The following is a 12580-nucleotide window of genomic DNA, read 5'->3' on the forward strand; positions in this document are numbered from 1 at the left end:
GATGCCGGTGCCCCGGCCCCTTACCTGACCTTGCCCTCCTTCCACGCGTCCAGCAGCTTTTCATAAGGAATGGTCTCGCCCTTGGGCTTTTCGTTGGCGAGCTTCTTCCAGGGCGCGTGCTGGTCGGACAGCCACTTGGCGGGGTCGCTCCGGGCGTTCAGCTTCGGCGCGCACTGCGCCATCCCGGCGCGCTCCAGCCGCGCCATGACCTGGTCCATTTCGTTGGCCAGGCTGTCCATGGCGGCCTGCGGCGTCTTTTCTCCGGTGACCGCGGTCGCGACGTTCTTCCACCAGAGCTGCGCCAGCTTCGGATAGTCGGGCACGTTGTTGCCGGTGGGCGTCCACGCCACGCGCGCCGGGCTGCGGTAGAACTCGATCAGGCCGCCGTAGTTCGCCGCGTTCTTGGTGAAGAACTCGCTGTGGATGTCGCTGTCGCGGATGAACGTCAGGCCGGTGATGGACTTCTTCAGCGACACCGATTTGGACGTGACGAACTGCGCGTAGAGCCAGGCCGCCGCCATCTTGTCCGGGTTGGTGGATTTGAAGAAGGTCCAGGAACCCACGTCCTGGTAGCCGTTCTGCATGCCGTCCTTCCAGTACGGGCCGTAGGGCGACGGGGCCATGCGCCACTTCGGCGTGCCGTCGTCGTTGACCACCGGCAGGCCCTTCTTGGTCATGTCGGCGGTGAAGGCCGTGTACCAGAAGATCTGCTGGGCGATCTGCCCCTGGGCGGGCACCGGGCCGGATTCCGAGAAGGTCATGCCCATGGCCTGCTGCGGCGCGTACTTCTTCATCCAGTCCACGTACTTGGTCAGGGCGTAGACCGCGGCCGGGCTGTTGGTGGCGCCGCCGCGGGCCACCGACGCGCCCACCGGCGTGCACTTGTCGTCGGCCACGCGGATGCCCCATTCGTCCACCGGCATGCCGTTGGGCAGGCCCTTATCCGCGGCGCCGGCCATGGACAGCCAGGCGTCGGTGAAGCGCCAGCCCAGCGACGGGTCCTTCTTGCCGTAGTCCATGTGGCCGTAGACCTTCTTGCCGTCCAGTTCCTTGACGTCGTTGGAGAAGAAGTCGGCGATGTCCTCGTAGGCGGACCAGTTGGTGGGCACGCCCAGGTCGTAACCGTACTTGGCCTTGAACTTGTCCTTCAGGTCCTGGCGCGCGAACCAGTCCGCGCGGAACCAGTACACGTTGGCGAACTGCTGGTCGGGCAACTGGTAGAGCTTGCCGTCGGGCGCCGTGGTGAACTTGGTGCCGATGAAGTCCTTGAGATCCAGGTTGGGGTTGGTCCATTCCTTGCCCGCGCCGGCCATGTAGTCCGACAGCGGCAGGATGGCGCCGTAGCGGTAATGGGTGCCGATCAGGTCCGAATCGGAGATCCAGCCGTCGTAGATGGACTTCCCGGACTGCATGGACGTCTGCAATTTCTCCACGACGTCGCCTTCCTGGATCAGGTCGTGGTTGACCTTGATGCCGGTGATCTCCGTGAAGGCCTTGGCCAGCGTCTTGGATTCGTACTCGTGCGTGGTGATGGTCTCGGACACCACGCTGATTTCGTTGACTCCCTTTGCCTTGAGCCTGGCCGCGGCGTCGATGAACCACTTCATCTCGGCCATCTGCTGGTCCTTGGACAGCGTAGAGGGCTGGAACTCCGAATCGACCCACTTCTTCGCCTCGGGCTCGCCGGCCCATGCTCCCGACGTTCCGATCAGGGCGATAGCGGCCGCCATGGCGTGCATGCGCAATTTCATGACCTGTCTCCTCGATAAGCCTTCCCCTATGTGTGCTGCGGACCGCGGGCCGGGGAAGACGCTGGCCGATAGTCCTTCCGTACCGATTGCATAACAGAGGGGTCTGGCGCCCCTCTTCAGCCCTTCCTCATGACGAACGCCAGCACCAGCATCGACGCGGCGAACCCGATCCACACAGACGGGGGCTCGTCCAGCGACAGCCATTCGGCCGCCTTCTCGCCGAACCCCACGAAGGCCAGGTTGACCCAGGCCGCCGCCATCAGGCCGATGAACAGGCGGTCGCCCCGGGTGGTGCGCAGGGGCAGGAATCCCTTGCGCTCGACCGTGGGCGATTTCAGTTCCCACACCGTCATGCCGACCAGCATCAGGACGATGCAGGAAAAGAACACGGCGACGGGGGTGGTCCATACCATCCAGCTAAACATGGGGCAGCCCTCCCGCTGGCTTCCAGCGCTATACCCGGCCCATCGCGAAGCCCTTCGCGATGTAGTGCCGCACGAACCAGATGACGATGCCGCCGGGCACGATGGTCAGCACGCCCGCGGCGGCCAGCACGCCCCAATCCATGCCCGAGGCGGACACGGTGCGGGTCATGGTGGCGACGATGGGCTTGGCGTTGACTGAGGTGAGCGTGCGCGCCAGCAGCAGTTCCACCCAACTGAACATGAAGCAGAAAAACGCCGCCACGCCCACGCCCGACTTGATCAGCGGCAGGAAGATCGTCAGGAAGAAGCGCGGGAAGGAATAGCCGTCGACGTAGGCGGTTTCGTCGATTTCGCGCGGGACGCCCGACATGAAGCCCTCCAGGATCCACACCGCCAGCGGCACGTTGAACACCAGGTGCGCCAGGGCGACCGCCAGGTGCGTGTCCATCAGACCGAACGAACTGTAGAGCTGGAAGAACGGCAGCAGGAATACCGCGGGCGGCGTCATGCGGTTGGTCAGCAGCCAGAAGAACACGTGCTTGTCGCCAATGAAGCGGTAGCGCGAGAAGGCGTAGGCGGCCGGCAGCGCCACGGCCAGCGAAATCACGGTATTGATGACGACGTAGATCAGCGAATTGATGTAGCCCGAATACCAGGCCGGGTCCGTGAAGATGGTGCGGTAGTGCTCGAAGGTGAAGTCGGTGGGCCAGAACGTCAGCGTGCTGACGATTTCGGTGTTCGTCTTGAACGACATGTTCAGCATCCAGTACAGCGGCAGGATGGCGAAGACGAGGTACAGGGTCAGGAAGGCGCCGCGCCACCAGGTGTTGTTGTCACGCATTTGCGCGCTCCTCGTCGAAGCCCCCGGTCGTGCCGGCGCGCTGCATCCAGTTGTAGAGGATGAAGCACAAGAGCAGGATGATCAGGAAGTAGATGATGGAAAAGGCGGCCGCCGGCCCCAGGTCGAACTGGCCCACGGCCTTCTGCGTCAGGTACTGCGACAGGAAGGTGGTGGCGTTGCCCGGCCCGCCGCCGGTCAGCACGAAGGGCTCGGTGTAGATCATGAAGCTGTCCATGAAGCGCAGCAGCACCGCGATCATCAGGACGCCGCGCATCTTGGGTAGCTGGATATACCGGAACACCGCCATGCGCGAGGCGCCGTCGATGCGCGCGGCCTGGTAATAGGCGTCGGGAATGGCGCGCAGGCCGGCATAGCAGAGCAGCGCCACCAGCGGCGTCCAGTGCCAGACGTCCATGACCAGCACAGTGACCCAGGCGTCCACGTCGTTGCCGGTGTAGTTGTAGTCCACGCCCAGCCAGGACAGCGCGGCGCCCAGCAGCCCGATGTCGGTGCGGCCGAACACCTGCCAGATGGTGCCCACCACGTTCCACGGAATCAGCAGCGACAGCGCGATGATCACCAGCACGGCGGAGGCCCGCCAGCCGGCGGCCGGCATGGACAGCGCCAGCAGGATGCCCAGCGGGATCTCGATGGCCAGCACGGCCAGCGAAAAGCCGATCTGGCGCAGCAGCGCGCCGTGCAGCTCTTCGTCCTGCAAGACCGCCGCGTACCACTCGGTGCCGACGAACACGCGGCGCTCGGGCGAAATGATGTCCTGCACCGAATAGTTGACGATGGTCATCAGCGGCAGGATGGCCGAGAACGCCACGCACAGCACCACGGGCAGGACCAGGAACCAGGCCCGGTGATCTATGGGTTTCATCGGATCAGCTCCTCGTCGCGGTAGAAGCAGGTATGCGGATTGACGACGGACAGCCAGACCGTGCCGCCGACGGCCGCCGGGACGGCGTCGCCGCCCAGGCGGGCGCGCACCGGCGTGCCCTCGAAATCAGCCACCAGCAGCGTGTAGGTGCCCACGTCCTGCACCCGCTCCACGCGCATGGGCACGGCGCCGGGCGCGTCCGGCCCGGCCAGGCGCAGGTACTCCGGGCGCACGCCCAGCTTCACGGGGCCCGCGCCGGCCAGCTTGGCGGCCATGGAATCGGGCACGCCCGCCACGCGGCGGCGGCCCACTTCGAGCGCGCCGTCGCGCCATTGCGCGGGCAGGAAATTCATGCCGGGCGAACCGATGAAATGGCCCACGAAGGTATGCGCCGGCCGCTGGAACAGGTCGTCCGCGGTGCCCACCTGCACGGCGCGGCCCCGCGCCATCACCATGACCTGGTCGGCGAAGGTCAGCGCCTCGGTCTGGTCGTGCGTGACGTAGATCAGCGTCAGCTTGAATTCGTGGTGGATTTCCTTGAGCTTGCGGCGCAGTTCCCATTTGAGCTGCGGGTCGATGACGGTCAGCGGCTCGTCGAACAGGATGGCCGATACGTCGCTGCGCACCAGCCCGCGGCCCAGGGAGATCTTCTGCTTGGCGTCGGCCGTGAGCCCGCTGGCGCGGCGGTCCAGCACGGCGGACATCTCCAGCATTTCGGCGATGCGCCCCACCCGCTCGCGGATGCGGTCGGGCGCGATGCCGCGGTTGCGCAGCGGAAACGCCAGGTTCTCGGCCACCGTCATGGTGTCGTACACGACCGGGAACTGGAAGACCTGGGCAATGTTGCGCGCCTGCGGCGTCTTGCCGGTGACGTCCTGGCCGTCGAACAGGATGCGGCCATGCGAAGGACGCAGCAGCCCCGACACGCAGTTCAGCAGCGTGGTCTTGCCGCAGCCGGACGGCCCCAGCAAGGCATAGGCGCCGCCGTCCCGGAACGTGAATTTCAGCGGCAGCAGCGCGTAGTCTTCATCGGTCCTGGGATCCGCCACGTAGGAATGGGAGAGGTCCAGCTCGATCTGCGCCATCAGGCCGCCTCCCCCGCGCCCGCGGGCTGCCGAGGCGCGGCCAGCAAGGCGCCGTCCGCGCCGAAGGCGTAGGTCTGCGCGGGATCGAAATAGAGCTGCACGCGCTGGTCCAGCGTATAGCGGTGGACGCCGGGCAATTGCGCCACCACGCCGCCCGCCGCCGTCTCGGCGTGCACATAGGTGTCGGACCCGGAGATCTCCGCCAGCTTCACGATGCCCGGCAGGCCGATGTGGCCGGGCCGCGGCTCCACGTCCAGCGCGCCGGCGCGCAGGCCGGCGGTGATGTCCGCGCTGCCGCCGGCGTCCGGCGGCAGCGCGCGATCCACCGCCATGTCCCCGTGCAGCACGAAGCCGGCCGCCGTCCGGCGCGCCGGAAACAGGTTCATGGGCGGATCGCTGAAGGCGCGCGCCACGCGCAGGGAATTGGGGCGGTGGAAGACCTCGGCGGTGGGCCCGTATTGCAGCAGTTCGCCCGCGTCCAGCACCGCCGTGTGGCCTCCCAGCAACAGCGCCTCGCCGGGTTCGGTGGTGGCGTAGACGACCGTGGAGCGCCCTTCGGCGAACAGTTCCGACAGTTCGTCGCGCAGTTCTTCGCGCAGTTTGTAGTCCAGGTTGACCAGGGGCTCGTCCAGCAGGATGAGCGGCGCGTCCTTGGCCAGGGCCCGCGCCAGCGCCACGCGCTGCTGCTGCCCGCCCGACAGTTCCGACGGGTAGCGTTCCAGCAGGTGGTCGATGTGCAGCCGGGCCGCCATGGCGCGGACTTTTTCGCGGATGTCCCCCGCCCCGCGCAGTTTCAGCGGCGAAGCGATGTTGTCGTAGACCGACATGGACGGGTAATTGATGAACTGCTGGTACACCATGGCGACGTTGCGCTGGCGCACCGGCACGCCGGTGACGTCGGCGCCGTCGGCCAGCACGCGGCCCTCGGTGGGCCGGTCCAGCCCGGCCATGATGCGCATCAGCGAGGTCTTGCCCGCCAGCGTCGCGCCCAGCAACACCGTCATGGCGCCCTCGACCGGGGCGAGGCTCATGGGATACAGGTGCGTCTGCGAGCCGGCCCGCAAACCTACCCTGTCCAGGTTTAGCTGCATCTGATCTCCTCTACCTACTTATACGTCCCTGTTTATTCAGCGAGGACTTCGGTATTCGGTACAGCGGCTCGACCCGCGGCCAGCAGGCCACGGAATGAGCATACTCTTTCAGATCGCTTTCGTTTTTTGTGCGTTTTACTCAAGAAGCGAACAAAAAACAATCTTGCAGCGCGTCATTATTTTTCGCTTTTGTTGTTTTATCATGTGAACATGACACTGAATCCTCGACAGAGCGCGCTGATCGAAATGGTGCGGGCCCAGGGCTCCGCCACGATCGAAGAGCTCGCCAAACGCTTCGACGTCACGCTGCAGACCGTGCGGCGTGACGTCAATATCCTTTCGGAAGCCGGGTTGCTGTCGCGCTTCCACGGCGGCGTGCGAATCGAAGCCTCGACCATCGAGAACATCGCCTACCGCAAGCGCCAGGGCCTGCACGCGGCCGGCAAGCAGCGCATCGCCGAAGCGGTGGCGCGCGCCGTGCCGGACGGCTGTTCGCTGATCCTGAACATCGGCACCACCACCGAAGCGATCGCGCGCGCCCTGCTGCGCCACCGCGGCCTGCGCGTCATCACGAACAACCTGCACGTCGCCGACATCCTGTCGGACAACCCGGACTGCGAAGTCATCGTGGCCGGCGGCGTGGTGCGTTCGCGCGACCGCGGCATCGTGGGCGAAGCGACGATGGACTTCATCCGCCAGTTCAAGGTGGACATCGGCCTGATCGGCATTTCCGGCATCGAGGCCGACGGCACGCTGCGCGACTACGACTTCCGCGAGGTGCGCGTCGCGCGGACCATCATCGAACAATCGCGCGAAGTCTGGCTGGCCGCCGACAGCAGCAAATTCAAGCGCCAGGCCATGGTGGAACTGGCGCACATCTCGCAGATAGACCGGTTTTTCACCGACGCGCATCCCCAGGAACCGCTGGCGCAGGTCCTGCTGGACGCCGGCGTGCGCTGCGACGTCGCCGCGGTCCCGAATACTTTGAAGCAAACACCTTGATCTCCATGAACTCCTCCCCCGCCTCCGTCGCCCCGCCCGACCGCAACCGCCTCCTGGCCACGCTGGACAACACGCATTCCTGGGACGTGATCGTCATCGGCGGCGGCGCCACCGGCCTGGGCACCGCGGTCGACGCCGCGTCGCGCGGCTACCGCACGCTGCTGATCGAAGGCGCCGACTTCGCCAAGGGCACGTCCAGCAAGGCCACCAAGCTCGTGCACGGCGGCGTGCGCTACCTGGCGCAAGGCAATGTCAGCCTGGTGCGCGAAGCCCTGCATGAACGCGGGCTGCTCAACCGCAACGCGCCGCACCTGGTGTGGCCGCTGGGCTTCGTGGTGCCCGCCTACAACCTGCTGGACCAGCCCTTCTACGGCATCGGCCTGAAGATGTACGACATGCTGGCCGGCAAGCTGAACCTGTCGCCCAGCCGCTGGCTGTCGCGCCGCGATACGCTGGCCAACGCGCCGACCCTGGCCGAGAACGTCAACGGCCGCAAGCTGAAAGGCGGGGTGCTGTACTACGACGGCCAGTTCGACGACGCGCGCCTGGCGGTCAGCCTGATGCGCACGCTGTTCGACCTGGGCGGCACGGCGGTGAACTACGTGCGCGCCACGGGCCTGACCATGACCGGCGGCAAGGTCGACGGCGTGACGGCGCAGGACGCGCTCGGCGGCTCGAACTTCACGCTGCGCGCGCGCTGCGTGGTCAACGCCACCGGCGTCTGGGTCGACGCAGTGCGGCGCATGGAGGACAAGAACGCGCAGACCATGGTCGCGCCCAGCCAGGGCGTGCACCTGACCCTGCCGCGGGAGTTCCTGCCGGGCAATCGCGCCATCCTGATCCCCAAGACCGACGACGGCCGCGTGCTGTTCGTGGTGCCGTGGAACGGCCACACCATCGTCGGCACCACCGACACCCCGCGCGACGACCTGCCGCTGGACCCGAAGGCCGGCGGCCAGGACGTGGACTTCATCCTGGGCACGGCGGCCCGCTACCTCAGCCGCAAGCCCACGCGCGACGACGTCACCAGCGTCTGGGCCGGGCTGCGCCCTCTGGTGAAGGCCACGGGCGAGGCGTCCACCAAGTCCCTGTCGCGCGAGCACACCATCCTCGTGTCCAAGGCCGGGCTGGTGACGGTGACCGGCGGCAAGTGGACCACCTACCGCCGCATGGCGCAGGACGTGGTGGACACCGCCATCCAGCATCAGTTGCTGACGCAGGCCAGTTGCCGCACCGAATCGCTGGCGCTGCACGGCGCCTCGGGCCTGGCCCCGTCGCAGGAACACGCCGGCACCCCGGACAGCTACTACGGCAGCGACCTGGCGGCATTGAAGGCGCTGCCGGGCGCGGACCGCATGCTGGTCAAGAGCAGCGGCCTGTCGGAAGCGCACGTCCGGTTCGCCGCGCGCTTCGAACTCGCGCGCAGCGCCGAAGACGTGCTGGCGCGCCGCAACCGCGCGCTGTTCCTGGACAGCGAGGCCGCGATGCTGGCCGCGCCCGAAGTGGCGCGCATCCTGGCCGAAGAACTGGGACACGATGCCGCCTGGCAGCAGCGCACGTTGCAGGAACTGGAAGCGATCGCGGCGAACTACCGGTTGTAGGATGGGTGGAGCGCGAGAGTTCTTAAGAAAGAACTCAAGTATCCAGCGCGCGCAACCCATGCGGCCGCAATCGATTGTTTTCCGGCCGATGCCGGGCATCGTCTGCCCACGGCAGCATGGATTCCGCGGTTCTTGCCTAAGCCCCCCCGCGCTCCCCCCATCCTTGCATGATTCTGTAGCCCCCACCGAAATGTGTTCAGTGGGACCTGGGGATCGGGACACACCCATCCATCAGCCGTTTGCCCGGACTGACGTCGGTAGATATCCCACCCGGCGTGCTTGCCCGGGTGTCTGACACCCGAGGAGACAAGGCTTCGGCTTGCACCGGCGTTTCAGGGGTGTCAGACACCTGCATCGTCACCCAAATCCTCCCCCGGGGTGTCTGACACCCGAGGAGATAAGGCTTCGGCTTGCACCGGCGTTTCAGGGGTGTCAGACACCTGCATTGTTTTCGGTCGGTGCCGGGCATTGTCTGCCCATGGCCGCATGGGTTTCGCGCGCTGGATACTTGAGTTCTTTCTCAAGAACTCTCGCGCTCCACCCATCCTACGGCACCCGTAGCGGGCTGTCCTCGATCAGTTCCCCGAAGACGCGCAAGAGGCCGGGATCGCATTTGGAGCCGGCCTCCCGGTTCAGGATGCGCATGATTTCCGCATGCGGAAGCGCGGGGTGGTAGGGCCGCGCGTCGCCCAGGGCGTCGTAGGAATCCGCCAGCGAAATGATGCGCGCGTGCAGCGGGATGTCCTCGCCGGCCAGGCCGTCGGGATAGCCGGATCCGTCGAAATGCTCGTGGTGGTGGCGCACCGCCAGCGCGATCTGTTCGCGCTGCGGAATATCGCTGTGCATGATGATGCCGGCGCCCGTCGCGGCATGCGACTTCATGATTTCCCAGTCTTCCCTGTCCAGGCGCGTGGGCGAAAACAGCACGCGGTCCGGCGTGCCGATCTTGCCCACGTCGTGCAGCCTGGCCGCGATGGCGATCACCTCCTGTTCGCTTTCGGGCAAGCCGCAAGCCTGGGCCAGGGCCACGCTCAGGGCCACGACTCTGTCGCAGTGCCTGCCGGTGGCCGGATCACGCGCCCGCATGGCGGCGAACAACGCCGCCACGCAGGAGCCTTGGGAGAGTTCGGGTACGTCTGGAGGCATCGGGACTGGGACGTGCGGGCGGCCTGGCGCCATGCACATGTTTCAAGAAGCAGCGATTCTGACACAATGCGCCGCAATTCTTGCCAATCGGATCGTGTCTCGCCCCTTCTGCCCGCAGGCGGCCCGGGATCAGTTCTTGAGCCGCTCCAACAACGCTTCGGCCACCCCCACCGACGAGGCCGGATTCTGGCCGGTGATCAGCAGGCCGTCACCGACCACGTGCGGCTGCCAGTCCGGGCCGCTGGAATACAACCCGCCCAGTTGTTTCAGTTCATCCTCGACCAGGAACGGCACCACGTCGCTCAGTTGCACCGCGTCCTCTTCCGCGTTGGAAAAGCCGGTGACCTGCCTGCCCTGCACCAGAGGGTTGCCGTCGGCCGTCTTGGCGTGGCGCAGCACGCCCGGCGCGTGGCACACCGCCGCCACCGGCTTGCCCGCCGCCAGCATGGTCTCGATCAGCGACACCGACTTCGGATCTTCCGCCAGGTCCCACAGCGGGCCATGGCCGCCGGGGTAGAAAACGGCGTCGTAGTCGGCAGCCTGCGCTTCGCCCAGCGGGCGCGTCGAGGCCAGCAGCCGCTGGGCCTCGGCATCCTGCCTGAAGCGGCGCGTGTCGTCGGTCTGGGCGCCGGGATCGTCGCTCTTGGGATCCAGCGGGGGCTGCCCGCCCGCGGGCGAGGCCAGCGTGACCTTGGCGCCCGCGTCGACGAACGCGTAGTACGGCGCGGCGAACTCCTCCAGCCAGAACCCGGTCTTGCGGCCGGTGTCGCCCAGCGTGTCGTGGGAAGTCAGAACGATCAGGATCTTCATAGTGCGCTCCGTTCACCCGGGCCGACGCGCACGATGCGCTTGCCGGCGTTCTCGCCCCTGAGCAGCCCGATCAGGCCGCGCGGCGCGTTTTCCAGGCCCTCGACCACGTCTTCGCGGTACTTGACGCGGCCGTCCCGGACCAGGCCTTCCATCGCCTGCCGGAACTCTCCGTACCGGTGCGCGTATTCGTTGAAAATGATGAAGCCCTGGAACTTCAGGCGCTTGGTGAGGATCGTGCGCATCAACAAGGCCAGGCGGTCCGGGCCGTCGGGCAGGCTGGTGGCGTTATAGGCCGATATCAAGCCGCAGACCGGCACGCGGGCGCGCGGATTCAGCAGCGGCAGCACGGCGTCGAAGACGGCCCCGCCGACGTTCTCGAAGTACACGTCGATGCCCTGCGGCACGGCCCGCGCCAGGCGGCCCGGCAGGTCGGGCGCCTTGTGGTCCAGGCAGTCGTCGAAGCCCAGTTCGTCGACCGCGTAGCGGCATTTGTCCGCGCCGCCGGCGATGCCCACGACCCGGCAGCCATGGATTTTGGCGACCTGGCCGACCACCGCGCCCACCGCGCCGCTGGCGGCGGCCACCACCACCGTCTCGCCCGCCTTGGGCTGGCCGATGTCCAGCAGGCCCATGTAGCCGGTGAAACCGGGCATGCCCAGCACGCCCAGCGAATAGGACGGATGCTCGGGATCGGGGCCGAGGTGCAGCAGGCCGGCGCCGTCCGACAACGCGTAATCCTGCCAGCCCGATTGCGCCAGCACCCAGTCGCCCGGCCGGTAGTCGGGATGGCTGGATGCCTCGACGCGCGCGACCGTGCCGCCGACCATGGGTTCGCCGACCTTCACGGGTTCGGCGTAGGACGGCGCATCGCTCATGCGCCCGCGCATATAGGGATCCAGCGACAGATAGACGGTGCGCAGCAGCACCTGGCCGGGGCCGGGCTGCGGCACGTCGCCGGTTTCCAGGCGGAAGTCGCTGTCCGCCGGTTCGCCGTGCGGACGGGCGGCAAGCACGATGCGGCGGTTGAGGGAAGACGATTGCGGCATGACGGTCCAGTCTCCTACGGAAAGCCGCCCGGGCCTGGCGGGCAGCGCCCGGGGCGGCGGCATGGGGGGTCCGCCCCATTACACCATCCTTGTCGCGGGCCCCGGCGTGTAACCCTGGCGCCCGCCCCCCTTTTAATTAATTAATAATTTAATTAACATACGCGGCATGAGCCCCGTACCGCCTCCGCCCCCCCGCCGGCCCGGCCGCCCCCCGCGCCCCGACAACGCCGCCATGCGCGGCCAGTTGCTGGACCTCGCCACGGAGCTGTTCGCCGCGCGCGGCGTGGCGGCCACCACCATCGCCCATATCGCGCAGCGCGCCGGCGTCACGCCGGCGATGGTGCATTACTACTTCAAAAGCCGCGACCAGTTGATCGACGCGGTCGTGCTGGAACGGATCGTGCCGGTCATCGGCTACGTCTGGGCGCCCGTGCCGCTGGGGCAAGGCGCCGGGCAGGCGCCGGTTCCGGATCCCGCCGCCGCGGCCCGCGCCTTCATCGCCGAAATCGTCGGCCGCCTGGTCCAGTGCGCGGCCGAGCGGCCCTGGCTGCCCTCGCTGTGGCTGCACGAGGTGGTGAACGAAGGCGGCCAGTTGCGCGAACGCGTGCTGCGCCACCTGCCCTCCGACCGCCTGCACGCCTTCGCCGGCCTGATCGCCGACAGCCAGCGCCTGGGCGCCATCACCCCCGGCGTGGAGCCGCGCCTGGTATTCCTTTCCATCCTGGGCCTGACCCTGCTGCCCCTGGCCACCTCCGCCCTGTGGCGGCGCGTCTGGCAGGGCGACGCCCAGGCGCAGGCCATCGACACCCAGGCGATCGCGGCCCACGCCATCGCCATGCTCACGGGCGGCCTGTTCTCGCCGTCCGCCCCGACTACCGCCCCTCCAGGACGCTGAGACC

At 67.3% G+C, this 12580-nt stretch carries 12 protein-coding genes; 3 read left to right on the forward strand and 9 right to left on the reverse strand.

The window, feature by feature from the left end; genetic code table 11:
- Nucleotides 1–20 precede the first annotated feature (20 nt).
- From WHX56_RS20980 to WHX56_RS21005, 6 genes are all read right to left on the reverse strand, one after another.
- Nucleotides 21–1751, reverse strand: coding sequence for an ABC transporter substrate-binding protein (locus tag WHX56_RS20980; protein ID WP_129240698.1), 1731 nt, complete (start codon nucleotides 1749–1751; stop codon nucleotides 21–23).
- A 116-nt stretch (nucleotides 1752–1867) separates the two neighbouring features.
- Nucleotides 1868–2176 (reverse strand): DUF2160 domain-containing protein, encoded by a 309-nt coding sequence (locus tag WHX56_RS20985; protein WP_129240697.1) that lies wholly within the window; start codon nucleotides 2174–2176, stop codon nucleotides 1868–1870.
- A gap of 28 nt (nucleotides 2177–2204) precedes the next feature.
- The gene (locus WHX56_RS20990) at nucleotides 2205–3017 is read right to left on the reverse strand and encodes a carbohydrate ABC transporter permease (RefSeq protein ID WP_129240696.1); all 813 of its coding nucleotides are present in this window, start codon (nucleotides 3015–3017) and stop codon (nucleotides 2205–2207) included.
- Nucleotides 3010–3900 carry a carbohydrate ABC transporter permease gene (locus WHX56_RS20995; protein WP_129240695.1) on the reverse strand — a complete coding sequence of 297 codons (891 nt, stop codon included), beginning with the start codon at nucleotides 3898–3900 and terminating at the stop codon, nucleotides 3010–3012. Before WHX56_RS20995 ends, WHX56_RS20990 begins: the two co-directional genes overlap by 8 nt.
- Nucleotides 3897–4985 (reverse strand): ABC transporter ATP-binding protein, encoded by a 1089-nt coding sequence (locus WHX56_RS21000; protein ID WP_338878867.1) that lies wholly within the window; start codon nucleotides 4983–4985, stop codon nucleotides 3897–3899. Before WHX56_RS21000 ends, WHX56_RS20995 begins: the two co-directional genes overlap by 4 nt.
- Nucleotides 4985–6076 carry an ABC transporter ATP-binding protein gene (locus WHX56_RS21005; RefSeq protein WP_129240693.1) on the reverse strand — a complete coding sequence of 364 codons (1092 nt, stop codon included), beginning with the start codon at nucleotides 6074–6076 and terminating at the stop codon, nucleotides 4985–4987. Before WHX56_RS21005 ends, WHX56_RS21000 begins: the two co-directional genes overlap by 1 nt.
- Nucleotides 6077–6286: 210 nt before the next feature.
- Between WHX56_RS21005 and WHX56_RS21010 the strand changes: the two genes are divergently transcribed.
- Together WHX56_RS21010 and WHX56_RS21015 are read left to right on the forward strand one after the other, a co-directional pair.
- The gene (locus WHX56_RS21010; protein ID WP_244235012.1) at nucleotides 6287–7078 is read left to right on the forward strand and encodes a DeoR/GlpR family DNA-binding transcription regulator; all 792 of its coding nucleotides are present in this window, start codon (nucleotides 6287–6289) and stop codon (nucleotides 7076–7078) included.
- A 5-nt stretch (nucleotides 7079–7083) separates the two neighbouring features.
- A complete protein-coding gene (locus WHX56_RS21015; protein WP_338878868.1) occupies nucleotides 7084–8679 on the forward strand; it encodes a glycerol-3-phosphate dehydrogenase/oxidase in 1596 nt (531 codons plus the stop codon).
- 546 nt (nucleotides 8680–9225) lie between these two features.
- On the opposite strand, the gene WHX56_RS21020 is transcribed toward WHX56_RS21015, so the two are convergent.
- The 3 genes from WHX56_RS21020 to WHX56_RS21030 all read right to left on the reverse strand — a co-directional run bounded on the left by WHX56_RS21020 (nucleotide 9226) and on the right by WHX56_RS21030 (nucleotide 11681).
- Nucleotides 9226–9825 (reverse strand): HD-GYP domain-containing protein, encoded by a 600-nt coding sequence (locus WHX56_RS21020; RefSeq protein WP_338878869.1) that lies wholly within the window; start codon nucleotides 9823–9825, stop codon nucleotides 9226–9228.
- Nucleotides 9826–9954: 129 nt separating this feature from the next.
- The gene (locus WHX56_RS21025; protein ID WP_338878870.1) at nucleotides 9955–10635 is read right to left on the reverse strand and encodes a type 1 glutamine amidotransferase domain-containing protein; all 681 of its coding nucleotides are present in this window, start codon (nucleotides 10633–10635) and stop codon (nucleotides 9955–9957) included.
- A complete protein-coding gene (locus WHX56_RS21030) occupies nucleotides 10632–11681 on the reverse strand; it encodes an NADP-dependent oxidoreductase (RefSeq protein WP_338878871.1) in 1050 nt (349 codons plus the stop codon). The genes WHX56_RS21025 and WHX56_RS21030 overlap by 4 nt, the downstream gene beginning before the upstream one ends.
- Nucleotides 11682–11847: 166 nt before the next feature.
- Here WHX56_RS21030 and WHX56_RS21035 point away from each other — a divergent pair, with 166 nt between their 5' ends.
- A complete protein-coding gene (locus WHX56_RS21035; RefSeq protein ID WP_129240687.1) occupies nucleotides 11848–12576 on the forward strand; it encodes a TetR/AcrR family transcriptional regulator in 729 nt (242 codons plus the stop codon).
- Nucleotides 12577–12580: the final 4 nt, after the last annotated feature.

The sequence above is a fragment of the Achromobacter veterisilvae genome (genome assembly GCF_037619525.1).
GTDB lineage: Bacteria > Pseudomonadota > Gammaproteobacteria > Burkholderiales > Burkholderiaceae_B > Achromobacter > Achromobacter veterisilvae.

Bases quoted from the DNA above. Each gene is read 5' to 3' on its own strand.
- WHX56_RS20980 (WP_129240698.1), bottom strand. From the start codon at position 1,751: ATGAAATTGCGCATGCACGCCATGGCGGCCGCTATCGCCCTGATCGGA.
- WHX56_RS20985 (WP_129240697.1), bottom strand. From the start codon at position 2,176: ATGTTTAGCTGGATGGTATGGACCACCCCCGTCGCCGTGTTCTTTTCC.
- WHX56_RS20990 (WP_129240696.1), bottom strand. From the start codon at position 3,017: ATGCGTGACAACAACACCTGGTGGCGCGGCGCCTTCCTGACCCTGTAC.
- WHX56_RS20995 (WP_129240695.1), bottom strand. From the start codon at position 3,900: ATGAAACCCATAGATCACCGGGCCTGGTTCCTGGTCCTGCCCGTGGTG.
- WHX56_RS21000 (WP_338878867.1), bottom strand. From the start codon at position 4,985: ATGGCGCAGATCGAGCTGGACCTCTCCCATTCCTACGTGGCGGATCCC.
- WHX56_RS21005 (WP_129240693.1), bottom strand. From the start codon at position 6,076: ATGCAGCTAAACCTGGACAGGGTAGGTTTGCGGGCCGGCTCGCAGACG.
- WHX56_RS21010 (WP_244235012.1), top strand. From the start codon at position 6,287: ATGACACTGAATCCTCGACAGAGCGCGCTGATCGAAATGGTGCGGGCC.
- WHX56_RS21015 (WP_338878868.1), top strand. From the start codon at position 7,084: ATGAACTCCTCCCCCGCCTCCGTCGCCCCGCCCGACCGCAACCGCCTC.
- WHX56_RS21020 (WP_338878869.1), bottom strand. From the start codon at position 9,825: ATGCCTCCAGACGTACCCGAACTCTCCCAAGGCTCCTGCGTGGCGGCG.
- WHX56_RS21025 (WP_338878870.1), bottom strand. From the start codon at position 10,635: ATGAAGATCCTGATCGTTCTGACTTCCCACGACACGCTGGGCGACACC.
- WHX56_RS21030 (WP_338878871.1), bottom strand. From the start codon at position 11,681: ATGCCGCAATCGTCTTCCCTCAACCGCCGCATCGTGCTTGCCGCCCGT.
- WHX56_RS21035 (WP_129240687.1), top strand. From the start codon at position 11,848: ATGAGCCCCGTACCGCCTCCGCCCCCCCGCCGGCCCGGCCGCCCCCCG.